The 20,297-nt window shown below is 68.0% G+C and carries 17 protein-coding genes and 1 pseudogene; 9 read left to right on the forward strand and 9 right to left on the reverse strand.

Going from position 1 to position 20,297, the window contains the following annotated elements; all coding sequences use genetic code 11:
- Positions 1–99: 99 nt before the first annotated feature.
- The 4 genes from MKD50_RS01755 to MKD50_RS01770 form a co-directional block, all read right to left on the reverse strand.
- On the reverse strand, positions 100–1,128 hold the full coding sequence (locus tag MKD50_RS01755; protein ID WP_252666189.1) for a tripartite tricarboxylate transporter substrate-binding protein: 1,029 nt from the start codon (positions 1,126–1,128) through the stop codon (positions 100–102).
- Positions 1,129–1,237: 109 nt separating this feature from the next.
- A complete protein-coding gene (locus tag MKD50_RS01760; RefSeq protein WP_371925263.1) occupies positions 1,238–1,639 on the reverse strand; it encodes a DUF4387 domain-containing protein in 402 nt (133 codons plus the stop codon).
- On the reverse strand, positions 1,636–2,997 hold the full coding sequence (locus tag MKD50_RS01765; RefSeq protein ID WP_252666191.1) for an acyclic terpene utilization AtuA family protein: 1,362 nt from the start codon (positions 2,995–2,997) through the stop codon (positions 1,636–1,638). The genes MKD50_RS01760 and MKD50_RS01765 overlap by 4 nt, the downstream gene beginning before the upstream one ends.
- Positions 2,998–3,192: 195 nt before the next feature.
- The gene (locus MKD50_RS01770; protein WP_115701941.1) at positions 3,193–4,182 is read right to left on the reverse strand and encodes a sigma-54 interaction domain-containing protein; all 990 of its coding nucleotides are present in this window, start codon (positions 4,180–4,182) and stop codon (positions 3,193–3,195) included.
- Between the two features lie 341 nt (positions 4,183–4,523).
- Between MKD50_RS01770 and MKD50_RS01775 the strand changes: the two genes are divergently transcribed.
- Together MKD50_RS01775 and bcsS are read left to right on the forward strand one after the other, a co-directional pair.
- Entirely contained in the window at positions 4,524–6,668 is a 2,145-nt protein-coding gene (locus MKD50_RS01775) for a glycosyltransferase (RefSeq protein WP_252666192.1), read from the forward strand.
- Between the two features lie 64 nt (positions 6,669–6,732).
- Entirely contained in the window at positions 6,733–7,404 is a 672-nt protein-coding gene (bcsS, locus tag MKD50_RS01780; RefSeq protein ID WP_252666193.1) for a cellulose biosynthesis protein BcsS, read from the forward strand.
- 24 nt (positions 7,405–7,428) lie between these two features.
- Here the strand turns inward: bcsS and MKD50_RS01785 are convergent, their stop codons facing one another.
- A complete protein-coding gene (locus tag MKD50_RS01785; RefSeq protein WP_115702607.1) occupies positions 7,429–7,743 on the reverse strand; it encodes a DMT family transporter in 315 nt (104 codons plus the stop codon).
- 181 nt (positions 7,744–7,924) lie between these two features.
- On the opposite strand from MKD50_RS01785, the gene MKD50_RS01790 reads away from it, so the two are divergent.
- On the forward strand, positions 7,925–9,079 hold the full coding sequence (locus MKD50_RS01790; protein ID WP_252666195.1) for a hypothetical protein: 1,155 nt from the start codon (positions 7,925–7,927) through the stop codon (positions 9,077–9,079).
- Between the two features lie 12 nt (positions 9,080–9,091).
- On the opposite strand, the gene MKD50_RS01795 is transcribed toward MKD50_RS01790, so the two are convergent.
- The gene (locus MKD50_RS01795) at positions 9,092–9,895 is read right to left on the reverse strand and encodes a BPL-N domain-containing protein (protein ID WP_252666196.1); all 804 of its coding nucleotides are present in this window, start codon (positions 9,893–9,895) and stop codon (positions 9,092–9,094) included.
- Positions 9,896–10,109: 214 nt separating this feature from the next.
- On the opposite strand from MKD50_RS01795, the gene MKD50_RS01800 reads away from it, so the two are divergent.
- Positions 10,110–10,559, forward strand: coding sequence for a group I truncated hemoglobin (locus MKD50_RS01800; RefSeq protein ID WP_252666197.1), 450 nt, complete (start codon positions 10,110–10,112; stop codon positions 10,557–10,559).
- 32 nt (positions 10,560–10,591) lie between these two features.
- Here MKD50_RS01800 and MKD50_RS01805 read toward each other — a convergent pair whose 3' ends face one another.
- Together MKD50_RS01805 and MKD50_RS01810 are read right to left on the reverse strand one after the other, a co-directional pair.
- Positions 10,592–11,356 (reverse strand): helix-turn-helix transcriptional regulator, encoded by a 765-nt coding sequence (locus MKD50_RS01805; RefSeq protein ID WP_252666198.1) that lies wholly within the window; start codon positions 11,354–11,356, stop codon positions 10,592–10,594.
- Complete coding sequence (locus MKD50_RS01810; RefSeq protein WP_252666200.1) at positions 11,340–12,263, reverse strand: DMT family transporter; 924 nt, start codon at positions 12,261–12,263, stop codon at positions 11,340–11,342. Before MKD50_RS01810 ends, MKD50_RS01805 begins: the two co-directional genes overlap by 17 nt.
- Positions 12,264–12,460: 197 nt before the next feature.
- On the opposite strand from MKD50_RS01810, the gene MKD50_RS01815 reads away from it, so the two are divergent.
- The 4 genes and pseudogenes from MKD50_RS01815 to MKD50_RS01830 all read left to right on the forward strand — a co-directional run bounded on the left by MKD50_RS01815 (position 12,461) and on the right by MKD50_RS01830 (position 16,187).
- Positions 12,461–14,065, forward strand: coding sequence for a DUF1800 domain-containing protein (locus MKD50_RS01815; RefSeq protein ID WP_252666201.1), 1,605 nt, complete (start codon positions 12,461–12,463; stop codon positions 14,063–14,065).
- Positions 14,066–14,082: 17 nt separating this feature from the next.
- A complete protein-coding gene (locus tag MKD50_RS01820; protein ID WP_252666202.1) occupies positions 14,083–15,414 on the forward strand; it encodes a DUF1501 domain-containing protein in 1,332 nt (443 codons plus the stop codon).
- Between the two features lie 125 nt (positions 15,415–15,539).
- Positions 15,540–15,782, forward strand: coding sequence for an antitoxin (locus MKD50_RS01825; RefSeq protein ID WP_240071090.1), 243 nt, complete (start codon positions 15,540–15,542; stop codon positions 15,780–15,782).
- Positions 15,782–16,187, forward strand: a pseudogene (locus MKD50_RS01830) (type II toxin-antitoxin system VapC family toxin). The gene MKD50_RS01825 and the pseudogene MKD50_RS01830 overlap by 1 nt, the downstream one beginning before the upstream one ends.
- Positions 16,188–16,236: 49 nt before the next feature.
- Here the strand turns inward: MKD50_RS01830 and MKD50_RS01835 are convergent.
- A complete protein-coding gene (locus tag MKD50_RS01835; RefSeq protein ID WP_252666204.1) occupies positions 16,237–18,873 on the reverse strand; it encodes a penicillin-binding protein 1A in 2,637 nt (878 codons plus the stop codon).
- A gap of 333 nt (positions 18,874–19,206) precedes the next feature.
- Between MKD50_RS01835 and MKD50_RS01840 the strand changes: the two genes are divergently transcribed.
- Entirely contained in the window at positions 19,207–20,274 is a 1,068-nt protein-coding gene (locus MKD50_RS01840) for a porin (protein WP_252666205.1), read from the forward strand.
- Positions 20,275–20,297 lie beyond the last annotated feature (23 nt).

Raw genomic sequence — 20,297 nt, forward strand, 5'->3', positions numbered from 1 at the left:
CGCGCTCCAGCCGGCATGCGGACCGGGCGGCCTTCTTCGGTGCGAGGCGCAGATTCTACCCCCGTAGGCTAGGCGGTGCAGGGCGTGGCCGGGCCGCGCCTATTCCGCGACGATCTTGCGTTCCACGGCGATGCGCTTCCACTGCGCAAGGTCGTGCTTCATGCGCGCGCCGAACTCCGCGGGCGTCGCGGCCAGCGGGCGCGAGCCGTCCGGCTCCAGGATCGCTCGCACCTCCGGCGACGCGGCGATCTCGGCAATCTCGCGATTGAGCCGCTGCACCAGCGCGGCGGGCGCGCCCGCCGGCGCCAGCACGCCGACCCAGATCTCGATGCCATAGCCCGGCACCGACGCGGCCAATGGCGGCAAGTCCGGAAACGCGGGATTCGGCGCCGCGGAGGTCACGGCCAGCGGCCTGACCTTGCCGGACTTGATCTGCGTGGCGATCGAGCTGTAGTTCGACATCATCACGTCGATCTGCCCGGCGGCCAGGTCGAGCAGCGCGTTGGCCGCGCCCTTGTACGGCACGTGCATCATCTGGACCTTGGCGCTGTCGCACAGCAGTTCGGTGGCGAGCTGGCCGAGCGAACCCACCCCGGCCGAGCCATAGCTGATCGCTCCGGGCCTGGCGCGCGCCGCGGCGACAAGATCGGCCGGCGTGCGGATCGACCTGGATGCCGCGCTGGTGGACGACACCGCCAGCAGCAGCGGGCCGTCGGCCACCAGCGCAACGGGTGCGAACGCGGCCAGCGGGTCATACGGCGAGCGCGCCTGCGTGGCGGCAGCGGTCAGGAAGGTCGACGACGTCAGCAGCAGCACGGAGCCGTCGCGCGGCCCCTTGGCCACGTAGTCTGCGCCCAGCACGCCCGCCACACCGGGCCGGTTCTCCACGATCACGGTGTTGCCCAGGCGCTTCGCCAGCGCCGGCGCGATGGCACGCGCGATCACGTCGTTGCTGGCGCCCGCCGAGAACGGCACCACGATGCGCATCAGCGGCGGGACCGTGGCGGCATGATCGGGCGGCGCAGCGGTGGCAGGCAGCGGGGAGGCGGCCATCGCCGCCGCGGCCACCGTTGCGGGCAGGCGGCATGCCAGCCGGTGCCAGATGCGCTTGAAACAGGTCTTGTCCATACGTCGTTCCGGAAATCGTCGTGTTGCAGCAAGGCAGAGCGGCCACGCTGCGGAAGCGGCCGGCGCGCGGCCCGGCCCACCCGGGACCACGGCACGCCGCGCGAAAGGATCAGGCCGGGATCTCCAGCGTCAGCAGCGGCGCATATTGCTGCGCGCCGAAGATATCGCCATCGCCCGCGCTGCCGCTGGGCTGCGCGCGGTACATGGTGAACTTGATGGCGAAGGCCGGTTCGTACTCGACGAAATCCGAAATGCGCGAGACCGGCACGCGGAACAGCGCGGCCATGCTTTCGCGGGTCAGCACCCGCGAGCGCTTGACCCGTTCATATTCGGCTTGCTCGCGGAAAATAATGTCGAAGGTGATCTTGTTGACCCCGGCGTTCTTGCTGCGGATGGTCTTGGCGAGCGCGTGCAGCGGCTGCGTCGAGGCGGCGGTGGGCGCGGCGGCCGGGGAGGACGAGGAGTGGCTGGCAATGGTCATGGTGGCTTCCTTGGCAACGGGGCGCGTCAAACGCCTGCTTCGACGACATGGGTGGGGAAGAGCGCGAGCGGATCGCGCACTGCCATCGTATGGTTCAGCGTCCAGCGATAGGCGGGGCTGGCGTGCAGCACCTCGTCCAGCGGGAACGACACCGAGCCGGCGGTGCCCTTCACATCCGGCAGCCGCGCGTAGAACATCTGGCGCAGGCCGATCATCGCGACTTCCTCCGCCATCGCGCGCGTGGGCGCGACGCCCTGCACCATCACGCAAAGCTCGTGGCCGGGGCGGTCGCGCAGCGGTTCCAGTTCACCCATCACCCCGTCGCGCCCGTAAACGTTGTAGTGCAGCGAATAGCCGGTGTCGCCGAAGCGCGCGCGCACCTGTTCGCGCGCCCAGGCAATGACGCGGTCGACGTTGGCGATGGTGTACGGGTCGCGGATGCCGCACAGGCCCACGTAGCGCTCGCCGACCTTGCCCGCGCCTTCCAGCTTGACGCGCACCTGCGGCGCGGGTTCGAAGCGGGCGCCGGTGATGCGGGTGGTGCGCCGATCGAGCTGCTCGTAGCGGCACTGGCTCATGTCGAGCCTGCCGCCGGCGACGAATTCCTCGAACGGATTGGAGCGCTCGTACATGGCATGTCCGGCCACCGAGGCAATGGTGCAGCGCTGCTCGGGATGCATGGCCGTGACGCGGACGTCGTCGCGGGTGATTTCGCCCAGCACGGTTTCCTTGCCGCCGTACGGCTCCGCGCAGAACGAGGCGCACTCCAGCACCTTGCCCAGGTAGTAGGCATGGTCGGCGGCAAAGCCGTGATGCAGCGCCGGCGCCGCGAACACCGCGGCATCGGAGCTGCGCCCGCCGATGATCACGTCGACGCCCTGGCGCAGCAGTTCCAGGTACGGGTGGACCCCAGCCATGGCGACGATGCGGTCGGTGGCGTCCAGTTCGGACAAGCTCAGGTCGGCAAAGCCGTCGAGACCGCGGATGGTTTCCCCCGCGCCCATTTGCTCCCGCACCAGCGACTTCGGCACTTCGGAATAGAAATACCCGATGCGCAAGCGCGGCAGGCGGTGCCGTTGCGCGAGGTCGCGCAGGATTTCGACATAGCGGTCGACGCGGCTGTTGGTGCCGGTATCGCCGGCCGAACCGATGATCATCGGCACGCCCAGCCGCCGCGCGGCCAGCAGCATGTGCTCGAGATCGTGGCGCTGCCATGCTTCGGGGCTGGTGGAGGTATCGGAGCCCAGCGGCACCGGCCCGACATCATCGCTGCCCGAATCGGCCGCGATGTAGTGCGGTCCGGCGGCCACGCCGATATCGAAACTGCCCGTGCGCAGCGGGGCAAAGCCGAGATGGCCATTGGGGCAAATGATCTTCAGCGACTGCATTCAACATTCTCCGGTTAGGTGTCGCTTCGTTAAAGCGAGTCACGCGACACCCAATACGCAGAAGCTGTGCCAGCCTGACGATGATGAAATTTCCTTTTAGGATCAAAGGCTTGTGACGATGGGAGGAGCGAGCGCGCGATCTTCGCGCGCCTGGTTGGCGTGAATTCCACGCCGTTGCGCGGGATGCACGCTGCATCAGGCGGAGGGCAATCCGAGCTTGCCCATCTGGTGCCGCAAGGCATGGCGGCTCAGTCCAAGCCGGCGTGCGGCCTCGGCGAGATTGCCGCCACAGGCCGTCAGGGCTTGTTCGATCAATCCTGCCTGGAACTGCGCGGTGGCGGCGTGGTAATCCAGCGGACCGGCCGGCGCTGCAGTCATGGGCATCAGGTCCGCCGGCGTCGCCGCGGCGAGGTTCATCTCGCGCAGGATCCGCGCCGGCAGGTGTGCCGGCAGCACGCAGTGGCCGGGTTCGAGCAGGCAGATGCGCTCCAGCAGGTTCTCCAGTTCCCGCACATTGCCGGGCCAGCGGTACGCGCGGAAGATGCGCTCGACTTCCGGGTCCAGCCGCTCCATGCGGCTGCCGTACTGGCGGTTGTAGCGCTGCAGCGCGTTGTGCGCGAGCAGCAGGATGTCGTCGCCGCGTTCGCGCAGCGGCGGGATATTGATCGAGATGACCTGCAGCCGGTAGTACAGGTCCTCGCGGAACTTGCCCGCATTGACCTCGCTGAGCAGGATCTTGTTGGTGGCGGCGATAAAGCGCACGTCCACGCTGATCGGCCTGATCGCACCGACGCGGCGGAAGCGCCGGGTATCCAGCAGCGTCAGCAGCTTGGACTGCATCACCAGGTCGAGCTCCCGCACCTCGTCCAGGAACACCGTGCCGCCATTGCCGGCCTCGATCAACCCTTCCTTCTTGCCCACCGCGCCGGTGAAGGCACCGCGTTCGTGGCCGAACAGTTCGGACTCCAGCAACTGCCCCGGGATTGCCGCGCAATTGATGTCGATGAACTCGGCGTCCGCGCGGCTCGACTGCTGGTGCAGCAGGCGCGCCACCAGGCTCTTGCCGGTGCCGGTTTCACCGTAGAGCAGGACGGTACGCGCCTGGCTTCTTGCCACGCGCGCGACCAGGTCGCGCAGGGCAGCGACCGACGGATGGTTTCCGACGAGTTCCAGGGGAGCATTCATTGCGCATGGGGTGATGACAGGAAAACGCGCCAAATCCGACGGAACGGGCACGTGCCAAGAATTTTAAACGGGCGGGTGGACCACGCCGGCGTGGCCACCTGGTGCCGGCAAGAAATGGATGCTACCTGAGCATGCAACCCGCAAAGACACTGAATTCTGAGATTAGCGTTTTTCAGATCTGTGCACGACTTACTGAATGTGCCAAATCTTCTATGCTGTAACGGGGTGGTGTTTCGGCCTCTCGCCAATGCCCCGTTATCGCTCGACTCCGCTTGCTCCCTTGCCTTCCTGGCAGCCCGTCATCGTGACCAGCTAGACCAACGCGCGCAAAGAACAAGAATATGACCACGGAACAGCCCACCCGGTCGATCAGGGTGCTTGTGATGGTGTACGTGCTGGTGGGATTGACGTACCTGGCCTGGCGCGTCGACACGATCAACCTCGCGGCACCGCTGTTTTCCTTCCCGCTCTATGCGGCGGAAGTCTACGGCTATATCAGCGGCCTGCTGTTCGTGCTGATGACGTACCGGCTGTCGGTGCGGCAAGCGCCGCCGCCCGAGCCGGGCCTCAGTGTCGATGTTTTTGTGCCGACCTATAACGAGTCGGTCGAACTGATCCGCCGCACGCTGCTGGCGGTGATGCGCATGGATTATCCGCATGTCACCTGGCTGCTGGACGACGGCCGCCGCGAATCGATGCGCGCGCTGGCGCAGGAACTGGGTTGCCGCTATCTCGCGCGCGGCGACAACGCCCACGCCAAGGCCGGCAACCTGAACCATGCGCTGCGGCACAGCACTGGCGATTTCATTGCGATCTTCGATGCCGATCACGCGCCACGCAAGGATTTCCTGGTCAAGACCCTGGGCTATTTCCGCGACGAGCGCGTGGCCTTCGTGCAGACGCCGCAGGATTTCTTCAACATCGATTCGTTCAACCACCGCCTGGGCAAGAAGCGAGTGTGGGATGAGCAGGCGCTGTTCTTCAAGGTGATCCAGCGCGGCAAGGACGCGCTCAATGCCGCATTCTTCTGCGGCAGCTGTGCCGTGATCCGGCGCGCCGCGGTGGCGCGGATCGGCGGCTTCGCGACGGAAACGGTGACCGAGGACGTGCACACCGCGATCCGCTTGCACAAGCTCGGCTACCAGTCCGTATACCATGCCGAGTCGCTGGCGTTCGGGCTGGCGCCGCATAGCATCGACACCTACCTGAAACAGCGCATGCGCTGGGGCATGGGCGCGATGCAGGTGTTCCGGCGCGAGAACATCCTGTTCAGCCGCGGGCTCACCCTCGGGCAGCGCCTGAATTACCTGGCCTCGGCACTGTTCTTCTTCGAAGGCTGGCAGAAGCTGATCTTTTTCCTGACCCCACCCGTGGTGTTCCTGACCGGTGTGCTGCCGATCATTTCGCCGCTGGACAATTTCCTGCTGCTGTTCTGCCTGTATTACCTGCTTTCGATCCTGGTGCACCTGGAACTCGGGCGCGGCTACAACTCGCTGTTCCTGAGCGAGCAGTACGCCATGGCGCGGTTCTTTGCGTTCATGTCGACCAGTGTCGGACTGTTCCGCAAGAATATCCCGTTTGCCGTGACCGACAAGCAGATGTCTCAGACCGGCAAGATGTGGCTATGGCTGTCGCCGCTGCTGGTGCTCTGTGCCGTGGCCGCCGCGAGCATACCGGTCGGCCTCTACCGCATCTACGCGGGCGGGATCCCGCTCGGCGCCGGCCTGGTGACGCTGTTCTGGACGCTGATGTCGCTGGGCTCGGCCATCGCGGTGGGTGCATACGCGCACAAGCACTCGCGCAACCGCCGCAGCGAATACCGCTTTCCGCTGCGCGTTCCGGCTACCCTGACCGTCGCTGGCAAGACCTGTCTGGGACTGACCGCGGACCTGTCACCGAACGGCGCGCTCTACCTGGGCGAAGCGATGCCCGGCCTGGCCCTGGGCGACGTGGTCGAGGTTGCGGTGCACCTGCCCAACCTCATCGTCCACGACACCGCCATCGCCACCTTCGTCAAGGCGTCGCGGCCCGGCGCCGCCTACGGCATGTCGGTCGGATTGCGTTTCAACTGGAGCGCGCAAGGCAACACCGGTGCGCTGGAAACCTTCCTGTTCGGCAGCAGGCTCCAACTCGAGATGGGAGCCCTGCGCGAGACCGAGACGCCGCCTCTGACACGTCTTGCCGAGATCCTCGGGCGTGACGGGGGACGCCCGTCCGCGGCGTACAGCTGGGCCGCCGCGCTGTTGATGCAGCCGTTGCGCGTCGGCATGCTGCCGGTGGCCATCGCCACCATCGACGGCGCGGCACCGCTGCTGTTCAGCAGCATCGAGCTGGACCTCAACGCCGGCGCAACCCTGCGCCAGACCATGGCGGCGCAGGCGGGCGCCATTCAGGAACAGGCGGTCCGGCTCACGCCCACGGGTCGGGTGACCACGCCGACCGGTGATTTCCACCTGTACAACATTGCAACGCATAGCGCGGCTTAACCCGGGAAAGATATTGATGATGGCGTACAGAGGCCATGGCGCAGCATGCCGGCGGCTGGCAGCGATGACACTCTTCGGCGGGCTGGCGCTGCTGGCATCGCTGCCGGCCGCGGCCGATCCCTTCCTGTTCGGCGGCGCCAGCCTGGCCGGCGGTGGCGAGCGCAGTGAATACGTAGGGATCAGCGGCAAGTTGCTGCCGGTGCCGTTGCTGGTGCAGAAGTTCGTGGTCAGCGACTACCACTACAAGTACGGTACCAACGGCACCACCGTGACGGTGAACGGACAGGCGGCCGAGGCCGCCCTCGGCGTGCAGAAGGGCTGGTCGACGGGCTGGGCCGAGTTCTCGGCAGGCGCCCGCTATCGCTATAACCGCGTGTCGCCGGAGGGGGCGGACAACCGCTCTGACGGCGGCGAGTGGGGCCTTGCGCTGACCGTGCTGGGCCAACAGGAGTTTGCCCGGAACTGGGCGGTCAACGGCATCGCCAGCTACAACTTCGGGCCCAGGGCCTACTGGGCGCGCGGACGCCTGCTCTACAAGGTCTTTGGCGAAGCCTGGGCCGGCGTGGAATTCATCAAGCACGGCGACCCGTTCTACCATGCCACGCAAGGCGGCCTGGTCGTGACCGGCATTGCCATCGGCAAGGGCGTGAACCTGGGATTCTTCGGCGGCGCCAGGAAGACCGCGGGCGAGCCGCGTTCCTTCTATGGCGGACTGGAACTGAGCAAGGCGTTCTGAGCGTGGCCGGAACGACACTGCGGTTCAGGAACTCACCTTCATCATGACGAGCCCACTGACGATCAGTACGGCGGCCAGGATCCTGGCGGCGCTGGCGGGTTCGCCCAGCACGAACAGCCCCACCAGGAAGGCACCCACGGCGCCGATGCCGGTCCAGATGGTGTAGGCCGTGCCGAGCGGCAGGCTTTTCATGGAAAGGGAGAGCAGGGCGAAGCTGGCAATCATGGCCACGATGGTGATGGCCGAGTAGCCGGGGCGCGAAAAGCCGTCGGACAGCTTCATGGAGTACGCCCAAAGAACCTCCAGCACTCCGGCGATGACGAGATATATCCAGGCCATGATGGCTCCCTGATCAGAGCCGGGCCGTCCCGGACATTCATACCCGGTGCGGGCGAGGTCGTCCTCGAAAGGGGAGCATTGTACCGGATCGCTGGGCGGGGCGAGCGCCGCGGCGGTGGCCCGCATGGTATCGTCGGCACGTCATGGTCATGCCCTGGGTCGTCCAGAATCGGGGGAAATAATGAGAACGAGGTCGGTGCTGTGGTTCGTCGCGATTGCGCTGCTCTTGCCGCAGTTGGCCCTGGCCAGCGAATTCGGCAGCAAGGGCGGGCCTGAGCCCGCCAACCTCGGACAGATCGCGGCAAGGCTGCACGAAGACCCCTATGACCTGGAACTGCTGATCAGCTTCGGCACCTCCAAGGGCGGATCCGCCGGCCATATCGCGCTGGCGCTGCGTGACGACGCGGCGGGCGAAGAGAGGGTCTACTCGGCCAACTTCTACGCCGATCGCGACCCCGCGCATGCGAGCGGCCGCTACACCACCGATCTGATGATCGCCATCCCCAAGCAGGAATACCTGTTCAAGACCGTATCCACGGTCGCCGAGACCGCATCGTTCGGGCTCGACTTCGGCGAGATCTACAAGCGTTCGGTCATCGGGGTGCGGGTCTATGGCGTGCCCGCGGCGGACAAGGCAGCGCTGGCCGCGTACTTCCGCCGCATCAACGACGACTATCACCAGCAACGCAGCAACACCGAATATCACCACGGGCCGATCCGCTACGACTACCTGCGCCTGAACTGCGCCAAGACCATCGGCGCCGCCTTCAAGTATGGCGCCGGCTACCGCGACCTCGAGGTGACCGGCGCGACGCTGTTTTCAGGGCAGCGCATGATCGCGGCAGCCACCGCCAATATCCCGACCGAGATGGCGATGAAGCTGATCCGGGAATGGGGCCGGCGCAACTACGGCATGGATGTGGTGCTGTACAAGAAGTACCGCGGCTCGACCTATGTCGATCCGCAAGAGGAAGAAAAAATCGCCTTCAAGAACCTGCCCGACCGCTTTCCCTCGGTGCTGTCGCTCGACTTTCGCCGCGAAGCCGGCGCCTACCAGGACTATGACAACCTGCTGGCGATGTACCTGCTGTTCAACCTCGGCAAGTACAGCGTGCGGGTCAATGAACAGACGCTGCTGCTCGAGATCGAGAAATCGAAGGATCCCATGCCGTATGCCGAGGCGCTGCAAGCCGCCGAGCGCGACGCCCGGGCCGACAGCGACAAGTACCAGCGCCATATCGAGTTCCGCCCGAGCGGCGAGGGCATCAGCGAGGCGCCTGACAACACGCACCTCTACCACTTCACCGAGGGAGTGGCTGGCACGGCAGCACGCTAGGGTGGCGGCCACTCAGGCCAGCGACAGGCCACCCTGCGCCAGCAACTGCCGAAACACCGCCAGGCGCGCGTCGCCCGTTTCCGCCAGCCGGTCGCACACATGAAGGTATTGGGACATATCGCTGTGGCCGCGCAACGCATCCTTGCACTCCCGCTCCGAAATCTCCAGATGGACCCCGGTCAGCAGCGCGCGGCCCTTGCCCACCTGTGCGCTGACGATGGCGGGCGGTGTGCCGGCGATGCCTGCATAGACGGCCAGGACCTCGGTGCCGGGGCCGGGAGCGTCGGCGAAGTCGAAGCGGCAGCCGCCGTGGTAATGCGTGTAAAGCGACAGCGGGACTTCGGTCAGCTTGTCGGTGGTGCGCAGTTCCACCGCGGCGGTGGTGCGCGGGGTGCCGTCATAGAGCTTGCCGCCGGTCAGTTCAGGCAGCGAGCCGACCGCCACCGCATCCACCAGCCGCAGTTCGCGCGGGCCGCAGATGGCGCCGCTGGTGCCGGCGTGGAAGGCCAGTTCGCGGCAGGCGTAGTAGGCGCCCGCGCATATCCCGAGGTAGACGCCGCCCCGTTCGACAAACTGCCGGATGCGCGCGTTCGGCGCGCCGTTCAGCAAGGCGCAATAGGGCAGGTCGGCGCCGCCCGGCATGACGAACATCACCGCGTCGTCGAACAGCGTGGCGTCGTGCCGGATCTCGCTGGCCATCACCGCGCGGATTTCATAGGCCCCCGCGGGCAGCTGATGGCCGATGGTGCGCATCAGGCATGCGGTCCAGTCCGACGCGCCGGCGTCGACATAGGTGAGGATCTGGGGTCTTGGCATCGCCGCATTCGTGTCTGGTCGTTTCCGACTCTAGCGGTTCGGCATCGAAAACGCCATGCCGCCGTACGCTTGAAAGCAAGGCGTGACCAACCTGCTATGCTGAAACAGCCGAAGCCGGCGGTGTCACGCAATCCTCGCACGTTGTCAATGCAAATTGCGCCGCGGCGCAACTGGCTCCGACCGCAAGCGACCGGATAACGGAAGGGAGGCAGCCATGCGTATTTCTGCTGTTCTGTGCGGCTTTGTTCTGACGGCGCTGCTCGGGCTTGCCGGTTGCGCAACCCCCGAGCGTGCCACGCCCGCCGCGACTTCGTCGTTATACGACCGGCTTGGCGGCATGCCGGCGATCACCGCGGTGGTCGACGACTTCGTCGGCAACCTGGCGACCGACCCGCGCATCAAGGCGAAGTTTGCCAATGCCGATATGCCGCGCCTGAAGACCCGGCTGGTCGAGCAGATCTGCGCGGGTTCTGGCGGACCCTGTACCTATTCGGGCCGCGATATGAAAACCGCCCATGCCGGCATGGCCATCAGCAATGACGAGTTCGATGCGCTGGTCGATGACCTGGTGAAATCGCTCAACAAGTTCAAGGTGCCGGCGCGCGACCAGAAGGAATTGCTGGGGATTCTGGGGCCGATGCGCCAGGATATCGTCTCTCGGTAACCGGTCGCGCAAGGCGGTCAGCACTCTCGGTCTCAGCCGCGCGTGGCCGCCCGCCATGCCCCTGGCGGCAACCCGAAGCGCCGCGTGAAGCTGCGCGTGAAGGTGGTCTGGTCCGGATAGCCTGACATCAGCGCGATCTCTGCCAGCGGCAGCCGTGAGTCCGACAGCCACTGCAGCGCGCGGTCCAGCCGCAGCCTGGTCTGGTAGCGGTGCGGGGTATCGCCGAAGGCCTCGGCGAACAGGGTCTGGAAGCGCCGCACGCTCCAGCCGAAATGCGCGGCCAGTTCCGGCACGCGCAGCGGCGCGGCCAGGTTGGCGCGCAGATGGGCATCTATGGCCATCAGCGGAAAGACCTCGCGGTCGGCGGGCACGCCGAGGCTGTCGGCCAGCGTCGCGGCCAGGGTTGCCGCAAGGTGCCAGTCTGCCTGCGGCGCGCGTGCCGCGCACGCCGTGCGCCCGGCCGCCAGAGTCCGCACCCGATTGCCAAAGGCGCCGTCCACCGTGAACGCGCGTGGACGCGCCATCAGCCGCGCGGGCAGCGCCACCGAATGCGCGGGGAAGTCCGCCACCAGCTGCAGGTTCCCCTGGTAGCCCATGTAGTCATGATGGCTGCCGGCCGGCACGATCAGGCCGGTGCGGTCGTCGACGCGGTAGAGGTGGCCGTCGAGCTCCAGCTCGGAGGCGCCGGCCAGGCCGAACAGCAGCTGGTGGTAGCCGTGCTGGTGGCCCTCCGGCTGCGGCCGGTAGCGCCGGTGCTCGACCAGCGGCGCGGCGCGCGCTTCAGCGGGCTTCGGCATGCCGCATCCTGCCACGGGTCTGGCACAGCCAGACGCCGGCACCCGCCACCGCCATGCCCAGCATCTGCACCGCACCAAGATGCTCGCCGAACAGCAGCCAGGCCTGCAGCGCCGCCAGCGGCGGCGCCAGGAACATCAGCGCCGCGGCATTGGCGGCCTGGCCGCGCCGCACCAGGCTGACCAGCAGCCAGGTGCCGGCACCGGACAGGCCGATCGCGGCCCAGGCCAGCCCGGCCCACAGCGCTGGGCCGCCGTGCCAGTGCAGCGGCGCGCCGGCTGCCTGGATCGCCACCATCGCGGCGGCGACCAGCATGGCGCCCAGGTTCTGCCACGCCGAGCTGGCGCGCAGGTCACAGGCGGCGATGGCGGTTTTCTGCAACAGGGTTCCCATGGTGATCGAGACAATGGCCAGCACGCCCAGCAGCATGATCCACGGCGACACCGGGCGGGCCGCGCCGTGCAGGCCGGCCTGCATCGCCGGCGCAACCACCAGCGCGACGCCGAGCGCACCCAGCGCCAGCCCTTGCCAGGTCCGCCTGGAAGGTAGCTCTTTCAGCAGGGGGATGGCAAGCAGCGCGGTCAGCAGCGGCTGCAGCGCGCCCAGCAGGGCCATGATCGCCGGCGGCAAGCCCTGGGCGACGGCGCCGTAGCCCGCGCACAGGTAGAGGCCCTGCATCAGCGCGCCGGCCAGCAGGTGGCGCGGCGCCTCACGCAGCGGCGGCCATGCCGCGCGCGCGGCCAGCGACCAGGCCACGAACATCAGCCCGGCCACGGCAAAGCGGCCCAGCAGGAACAGGCTGGTGTCGGCCAGCGGCACGATGGCCTTGCCGACGATAAAGCCGGTGGACCAGATCAGGACGAAGGCCGCGGCGGGCAGCCAGGCGGCAGTGGACAGGGGGCGCGACATGCGGGCAGGGTTTTCGCTCCGGTAGCGGAAAGGGCGGAAAAGGGCAAGGCTAACGAGGCGCGGCGCCGCTGTCTTGGCAAATCCGGCAATCTCGCACTGAAAAGCACTGGTAACACTCGCGTGGCGTCGTCGCGTCAACCGGACCGGGCCTGCCACGTAACATGGTGATGGGGATCGAACCGGACGAGGTGAACCACATGGATCCAGCGCAGCATGCAAGACCACCTGGCCGCGGGCGCGTGAGCGCCTGGCGCGCCGCCGCGGTGCTGGCGCTGGCCGCGTGCCTGGCAGGCTGTGCCCTGCTGCAGGCGGGGCCGGGCAACGGCGACGGCCATGGCGCCGCGGCGGCCGCCGACCTGCGCTGGCTCAATACCGTTACCTACGGCGCCGACCAGGCCTCGCTGGACGCGCTGCACCGGCTGGGCCGCAAGGGCTTCCTCGCGCAGCAGCTGGCGATGCCGCTGGCCGATCCACCCGAGCTGGCGGCCGCCATTGCCGCCTTGCCCAACCTGCGCGACGGCGCCGCCGCGCAGGTCCAGGCCGCGCGCGAGGCGCGCCAGCGCATCGATGCCCTGGCCGACGACGCGAGCCGGCAGCAGGCGCGCCAGGCGCTCAACCTGCAGGGGCGCGAGATCGTCGCGGATGTGGGGCGGCGCCACCTGCTGCGCGCGCTGTATTCGCCGGCGCAGCTGCGCGAGCAGATGACATGGTTCTGGATGAACCATTTCAACGTCTATGCGGGCAAGGGTCAGGTCGGGCTGCTGCTGGCCGATTACGAAGAGCGCGCGATCCGGCCGCACGCGCTCGGCCGTTTCCGCGACCTGCTGATGGCCACGGTGACCGCGCCGGCGATGCTGGTCTATCTCGACAATGCCCAGAGCAGCGCCAACCGCGTCAACGAGAACTACGCGCGCGAACTGATGGAGCTGCATACGCTGGGCGTCTCGGGCGGCCCCAGCGGGTCGCGCTATACGCAGCAGGACGTGCAGGAACTGGCGCGCGTGCTGACCGGCGTAGGCGTGAACCTGCGCGGCACACCGCCGCCGAAGCTGCCCCCCGCGCGCGCAAACCTGTACCGCAGCGACGGCTTGTTCGAGTTCAATCCCGCGCGCCACGACTTCGGCGCCAAGCTGCTGCTGGGCCAGCGCATCGAGCCATCCGGTTTCGACGAAGTGGCGCGCGCGGTGTCGATGCTGGCGCGCGAGCCGGCCACGGCGCGCTTTGTCAGTGCCCGGCTGGCGGCCCACTTCATCGCCGACAACCCGCCGCCCGCACTGGTCGAGCGCATGGCGCAGACCTTCACGCGCACCGACGGCGATATCGCCGCGGTGCTGCGCACCATGTTGCTGGCGCCAGAACTGGACCGGCAGGCGGACCCGTCCGCGCGCAAGTTCAAGGACCCGATGGTCTATGTGGTGTCGTCGCTGCGACTGGCCTATGAAGGCCGACAGGTGGCCAACCTGCGCCCGGTGATGAACTGGCTGAACCAGCTGGGCGAGCCGCTGTACGGCCATGTGGCGCCCGACGGCTACCCGTCGGCGGAAAGCGCGTGGGCCAGTTCGGGGCAGATGGTGCGGCGTTTCGAGATCGCGCGCGCGATCGGCTCGGGGCCGGCGGGATTGTTCGCGGGCGATGGCGCCGCGCCGCGCGGCGCGCGCTTCCCGACGATCGGCAACAAGCTCTACTACGACGCCATCGAAGCCAACCTGGGCCCGGCTACGCGCGCCGCGCTGGACCAGGCCGAGTCGCAGGCCGAATGGAACACCTTGCTGCTGGCTTCGCCCGAATGGATGCAGCGCTGAAGGCAACGGAGAGCACCATGCAACGCCGACAATGGCTCAAGACGATGGGTGGCGCCGCACTCGGGCTGGCGCTGCCAGCCATCGCCTCGCGCGTCTACGCGCTGCCCGCGCAGGCCGACGCACGCTTCCTGCTGGTATTCCTGCGCGGCGGCTATGACGCAGCCAGCGTGCTGGTGCCGGCGGGCAGCGATTTCTACTACGCGGCGCGGCCCAATATCGCCATCCGCCGCCCGCCGGCGCCGGGTGCCGACGCGGATCCCAATGCCGCGGTGGCGCTGGCATCCGCCTTTGGCGCCGACAGCGCCGCGCGCGGCATCGGCGACTGGGCCCTGCACCCGGCGCTGGCACCGACCCTGCTGCCGTTGTGGCAGCAGGGCCAGCTGGCCTTCGTGCCGTTCGCCGGCACGCACGACCTGTCGCGCAGCCACTTCGAGACCCAGGACGGCATCGAGGCCGGCCTGCCCGGCCATGGCGAAAGCCGTCAGGCTGTGGCTGCGCTGCGCGGCAGCGGCTTTCTCAACCGGCTGGCACAGGCCATGGGCGGCCAGGCCGCGCCGGTGGCGTTCACCGATGGACTGCCGCTGGTGCTGTCCGGCCCGCGCGACGTGCCCAATGTTTCGCTCAAGGGCGCCGGCCGGGCCCCCTTCGATGCCCGCCAGGCACGGCTGCTGGCGCAGATGTATCGCGGCACGCGCTTCGAGTCACTGATCGACGAGGGCTTCGAGCTGCGCGCGACCGTCGCGCGCCAGGCGCAGGCGGAAGCGGCGCAGGGCGGCATGGCTGGCGCCGGCCCGGCCAACATGGCGTCGCGCCAGCAGGAGATGCAGGCCGCCAGCCGCCGCGCGCTCAGCGCCCGCGGCTTCGAGGTCGAGGCCCGGCGCATGGCGGGATTGATGCGCGAGCGCTTCAATTTGGGCTTTATCGACGTGGGCGGCTGGGACACCCACGTCAACCAGGGCGCCGCTCAGGGCCAGCTGGCCGGGCTGCTCGACAACCTGGGCCGCGGTTTGTCGGCCTTTGCCGCGGAGATGGGTCCCGCATGGAGCAAGACCACCGCGGTGGTGCTGTCCGAGTTCGGCCGCACCTTCCGCGAGAACGGCACGCGCGGCACCGACCACGGTCACGGCACGGTCTACTGGGTGCTGGGCGGCGCCGTGCGCGGCGGGCGCATCGCCGGCGAGCAGGTTGCGGTGGAAGCGGCCACGCTCAACCAGGATCGCGACTGGCCGGTGCGCAACGAGTACCGGGCGCTGCTGGGGGGACTGTTCCGCAGGTTGTACGGCCTGGATGCGGAGCGGCTGGCGCAGGTGTTTCCGGGGGTGGCGGGGCGTGATATCGGGTTGGTGTGATGGCGACGGCATTGGCGATCCCCGATACTCGGCTTTAAAGAGAATGTGATGTGTTAAAGGCGCTTCAGCTCATTGCGTTCATTAGTCGTTCGGCAGATGCTTTGGCATCTGCTTAGGAGTTACGTATGGCTCAGACTGACGAAATCCGCCATGTAAGACTGTTCCGCAATGGCCGCAACCAGGCGATTCGCATTCCGCGTGAGTTCGAGTTGCCGGGCGAAGAGGCCATCTTGCGTCGTGAAGGCGACCATCTAATCATCGAGCCGGTTGCGTCGATGCCATTGCGAGCCCTGCTGGCGCAATGGGAACCTATCGATGTGGATTGGCCAGAGATCGATAACCTGCCTGCAGATGATGTCGATCTCTGATGACCTCGTTTCTGCTCGATACCAACATTATTTCGGACGCCATCCGCAATACGCGCGGTGCCTGCGCCGCGCGGATCGCTTCGATCGAGCCGTAGCTTGTGCACTTCCATCATCGTGGCGGCTGAACTCCGCTTCGGCGCCGCCAAGAAGGGCTCCGCAGCGCTGAGCGAACGTGTCAGCGAGGCCCTGGCGGGACTGCGGGTGTTGCCGCTGGACGGCGATGCCGATGTTCGCTATGGCAGCTTACGCGCTGCCTTGGAAAGCAGCGGCCGGGTGATTGGAGCCAATGACATGCTGATTGCCGCGCACGCTCTGTCACTCGATGCCGTGCTGGTAACCGACAACATTGGGGAATTTGCGCGCGTGAAGGGATTGCGCTGTGAAAACTGGCTGAATCCCATATAGAAGCGGGCGGGCAGTTTTCCCATCTGCTGCGGGCGGCAACGTTCCAACGTCAGCCCGGTGCAGCGTTGGGCAAGGCGCCGCTTGCCGGCGCCGGAGCATTGGTGGGTGGAACATAAGCGGGCGGGGCAGCAGGCGCAGGCACCGCTGGTTGGACCGGGACTGCGGGACCGGCGGAAACGCCCGGATAGGCGGCCGAACCTGAAGCCGCTGGCGACACCGGCGCCGCCGACGCCGCCGGCGGATCCCCAGCGCGTGCCGCGGAGGCGTCTGTAGCGAAACCCGGCGGCACCGCCATCACCGTCTCCCCCCGATCCAGCGCCAGGCTGGACTCATCATGGTCACTGTCGGCCGCTGCGGCCGACGCAGCGGCCGGCGGCGCGATCTCGGCTTCCTGCGCCGGCAACGCCGGGCGGCGCGGCGCCGGGCGCGGCGCCGGGGTCTCGCTGGCCTTGTCGCGCGTGAACAGCTGGCTGAACCAGCCGTGCAGCTGCGTGCCCAGCGACGCAAACAAGTGCGTCTCTTCATGCTCCGCAAAGCGGGCGCGGCCATCGATGATGCGCGCGCGCAGGGCGCGCTGGTAGAAATCGCCCACCATCGGCAGCGCGCTGTGCGCGCCCTGGCCCCAGTAGTCGCTGCGCAGCGTGATGCGGCTGTCGTTGAAGCCCACCCAGGCGCCCGCCACCAGTTCCGGATGCATCAGGATGAACCAGCCGTCGGCATTGTCCTGGGTGGTGCCGGTCTTGCCGGCGACGTCGGCGCGGATGCCGAAGCGCGAGCGGATGCCGGCGCCGGTGCCGCGGTCGATCACGTCGCGCATCACGTCGAGCAGGGTTTGCGTGGCGGCGGCGGGCAGCGCGTGCTCGGCGCGTGCGGGGCGGAACACCTGCAGCACATTGCCCTGGCGGTCTTCGATGCGCGTCACCATGGTCGGCGCGATGTAGTCGCCGGCGTTGGCGATGGTGCCGTAGGCAGCCACCATTTCCTTCAGCGTGACCGGGCTGGTGCCCAGCGCCAGCGACGGCACCACGTCGAGCTCGCTGTCGCGCACGCCCATGTTGCGCGCCAGCCGTGCCACGCGCGCGGGGCCCACTTCCTGCATCAGCTGCGCGGTGATGGTGTTGCGCGAATAGACCAGGCCGTCGCGCAGCGTCATGGCGCGGCCGGTGGGCCGGCCTTCGTCGCTGGGGCGCCAGATCTCCCCGCCGGACAGCGCGATTTCCACCGGCTGGTCCACCAGCGTGTCGTCGGGCGTCTTGCCCTCGTCGAAGGCCGCGCCGTAGACGAAGGGCTTGAAGGTCGAGCCCGGCTGGCGGCGCGCCTGCTGCACGTGGTCGAACGCGTCCTGGGTGTAGTCGCGGCTGCCGACCCAGGCGCGGATCTCGCCGTTGCGCGGATCGATCGCCAAAAAGCCGGCCTGGATCCGCGTCTTGCTCTGGTGCAGCGCGCGCAGGAAGGCGCTGTCGGCCATCAGGTGGCGCAGCGCCTCGTCCGGTGCGGTGCCGGCGGCGACCGCGGCGCGGTACTCCGGGGTCTCGCGCACCAAGGCCTGCACCAGCGGCTTGTTGGCGGCCCAGCCCGCGCGCGGCGCCCAGGCGGCGTTGGCCACCGCCTGCAGCCGGTTGCCCTGCTGCACCACCGCCTGCGTGGCCATGGCCTGCAGGCGCGCGTCGATGGTGGTGTGGACCACCAGGCCGTCGGCGTAGATGTCGTAGCCGTTGCGGTCGGCCCAGCCGATCAGCCATTTGCGCAGCTGCTGCGCAAAATGGGGCGCGGGCCCGGGCGGCTCGGTCTGGCGCTCGAAGTCGATGCGCAGCGGCCGCTTCTTCAGCTGCTCGTAGCGCGCCGCGTCGAGCTTGCCGCGCTTGACCATCTGCCCCAGCACGGTATTGCGCCGGTCGAGCGCGCGCTCGGGGTTGATTACCGGGTTGTAGTAGCTGTTGCCCTTGAGCATGCCGATCAGCGTGGCGCTCTGCAGCACGTCGAGCGAGCGGGCCGGGCGGTCGAAGTAGGTGCGCGCCGCCATCTCGATGCCGAAGGCGTTGTACAGGAACGGCACCGTGTTGAGATAGGTCTCGAGGATCTCGTCCTTGGTGTAGAGCGCCTCGATCTTCAGCGCGGTGATCGCTTCCTTGAGCTTGCGCGTCAGCGTGGGCGCGCGGCCGATCTCGTCGGGATAGAGGTTGCGCGCCAGCTGCTGGGTGATGGTCGACCCGCCCTGGCGGTCGCCGGAAAAGGTATGCAGCGCGGCCGAGGCGATGCGGCGCCAGTCCAGGCCGTGGTGCTGGTAGAAACGGTGGTCCTCGGTGGAGATCAGCGCCGCCACCACGTTGGGCGAGATCTGCTTGAGCGGTACCCAGTCTCGGTTGGCCCACTTGAACACCGCCAGCTCCTTGCCGTCGGCGGACAGCACCTGGGCCGGCTGCTCGGACTTGGCCTTGCGGATATCGCTGATGCCCGGCGTGAACGGGATCAGCACCAGCACATAGAGCAGCAGCGCCGCCGGAAGCGCGGCCAGGCCGGCCAGCAGGCCGCGCCGGGTGGGGCGCAGCGTGCCGGGCCGGGTCAGGCCGGCGCGCGCGGTGCGCGCCGCCAGTCGGGACAGCCCTCGCCGGAGCGGGGCAGGCAGTGAAGCCGGAAACGAGGCAAGCAGCGGGGCAAGCCGGGTCTTGATCTCAGCCAGCTTCATGAGGCGAAGCGGTCGAGGCACGGGCGCGGGGCGGCACGGGACACTGGCATTACCGTCGTCGGAAAAGCCTGCATCCTACCAAAACGTTCCGGCCCGTTACAGGGAAAACCCCCATCCGCGCGCGATGCGCCACTTCATGCTGCGTCGCATGGGTCACAAAGCTTTCATATTGCGCCGCCACAATGCCAGGGCCGCCTCTCGTGCGGACGATGCGCCGTTGCCGGGTTGCCCGGCTGGGCCGCGATCGTCATGACTTGCCATGACGCTCCATGACGATCGCGGCTCTGGGTCCGGTGCGGTGTCGTGCCTCAAACAGAACACAGAGAAACTACAGTGAAGAAAGCTCTCCTTGCAATGACGGCAGCAGCGGCCGCGTCGGCCGCATCCGGGGTGGCGTCGGCCCAGTCCACGTCCAACGTGACGCTCTACGGCATCGTCGACGCCGGCGTCGAAGTGATCAGCAACGTGCCGGGCAGCGGCGGCGCCGAAGGCACGGCCGTGCGCCTGAACTCGGGCAACCTGTCGGGCTCGCGCTGGGGCCTGCGTGGCACTGAAGACCTGGGCGGCGGCCTGAAGGGCATCTTCGTGCTGGAAAGCGGCTTCGACGTCGACACCGGCACCTCGGGCCAAGGCAACCGCCTGTTCGGCCGCCAGGCCTACGTCGGCCTGCAGGGCGGCTGGGGCGCGGTCACGCTGGGCCGCCAGCAGAACGCGCTGTACGACCTGTTCGGGGCCTTCGACCCGATGGGCGTGGGCCCGCGCTACTCGCTCAACAGCGTCGACTCGGCCTTCAACGGCCGCGCCGACAACGCCATCAAGTACACCGGCAAGTTCGGCGGCCTGACCGCCACCGGCTTCTACAGCTTCGGCCGCGACAACAATGAAGTGCCGGGCGAGACCAAGGTCGGGCGCAACTTCGGCGGCGGCCTGTCGTATGCGGCGGGCGGCCTCTCGGTCGGCGCGGCCTACGACCAGTTCCACGGCGGCACGGTGGCGCTGCAGGACCGCGCCGCCAAGCGCGCGGCGGTGGGTGCGGCCTACGCCTTCGGCGGGGCCAAGGTGTTCGCGGGCTATCGCTGGCTGCGCGACGACGGCGTCTCCAGCGCCACCGCGGCCGAGACCCGCAGCAACGTCTACTGGGCCGGCGCCCAGTACCGCTTCACCCCGGCGTTCCTGCTGACCGGCGCGGCGTACTACAACGACACCCGCAACAGCGACGCGGATCCGTGGATGTTCGTGCTGTCGGCGGACTACTCGTTGTCCAAGCGCACCGACGTGTACCTGAACGTCGGCTACTCGAAGAACAAGTCGGGCTCGGCGCTGGGCCTGAACGGCGTGGGCACCGTGGTTGCCGGCGAGAACCAGACCGGCGCCACCATCGGCCTGCGTCATCGCTTCTGAGCGTCACTGCCTGATGCCCGCCC

Origin of the sequence: Cupriavidus mimosae, assembly GCF_023952485.1 — a bacterium.
Classification (GTDB): Bacteria; Pseudomonadota; Gammaproteobacteria; order Burkholderiales; family Burkholderiaceae; genus Cupriavidus; species Cupriavidus taiwanensis_C.

Coding starts and splice junctions, on each gene's coding strand:
- MKD50_RS01755 (WP_252666189.1), bottom strand. CDS start 1,128: ATGGACAAGACCTGTTTCAAGCGCATCTGGCACCGGCTGGCATGCCGC.
- MKD50_RS01765 (WP_252666191.1), bottom strand. CDS start 2,997: ATGCAGTCGCTGAAGATCATTTGCCCCAATGGCCATCTCGGCTTTGCC.
- MKD50_RS01770 (WP_115701941.1), bottom strand. CDS start 4,182: ATGAATGCTCCCCTGGAACTCGTCGGAAACCATCCGTCGGTCGCTGCC.
- MKD50_RS01775 (WP_252666192.1), top strand. CDS start 4,524: ATGACCACGGAACAGCCCACCCGGTCGATCAGGGTGCTTGTGATGGTG.
- bcsS (WP_252666193.1), top strand. CDS start 6,733: ATGACACTCTTCGGCGGGCTGGCGCTGCTGGCATCGCTGCCGGCCGCG.
- MKD50_RS01785 (WP_115702607.1), bottom strand. CDS start 7,743: ATGGCCTGGATATATCTCGTCATCGCCGGAGTGCTGGAGGTTCTTTGG.
- MKD50_RS01790 (WP_252666195.1), top strand. CDS start 7,925: ATGAGAACGAGGTCGGTGCTGTGGTTCGTCGCGATTGCGCTGCTCTTG.
- MKD50_RS01795 (WP_252666196.1), bottom strand. CDS start 9,895: ATGCCAAGACCCCAGATCCTCACCTATGTCGACGCCGGCGCGTCGGAC.
- MKD50_RS01800 (WP_252666197.1), top strand. CDS start 10,110: ATGCGTATTTCTGCTGTTCTGTGCGGCTTTGTTCTGACGGCGCTGCTC.
- MKD50_RS01805 (WP_252666198.1), bottom strand. CDS start 11,356: ATGCCGAAGCCCGCTGAAGCGCGCGCCGCGCCGCTGGTCGAGCACCGG.
- MKD50_RS01810 (WP_252666200.1), bottom strand. CDS start 12,263: ATGTCGCGCCCCCTGTCCACTGCCGCCTGGCTGCCCGCCGCGGCCTTC.
- MKD50_RS01815 (WP_252666201.1), top strand. CDS start 12,461: ATGGATCCAGCGCAGCATGCAAGACCACCTGGCCGCGGGCGCGTGAGC.
- MKD50_RS01820 (WP_252666202.1), top strand. CDS start 14,083: ATGCAACGCCGACAATGGCTCAAGACGATGGGTGGCGCCGCACTCGGG.
- MKD50_RS01825 (WP_240071090.1), top strand. CDS start 15,540: ATGGCTCAGACTGACGAAATCCGCCATGTAAGACTGTTCCGCAATGGC.
- MKD50_RS01835 (WP_252666204.1), bottom strand. CDS start 18,873: ATGAAGCTGGCTGAGATCAAGACCCGGCTTGCCCCGCTGCTTGCCTCG.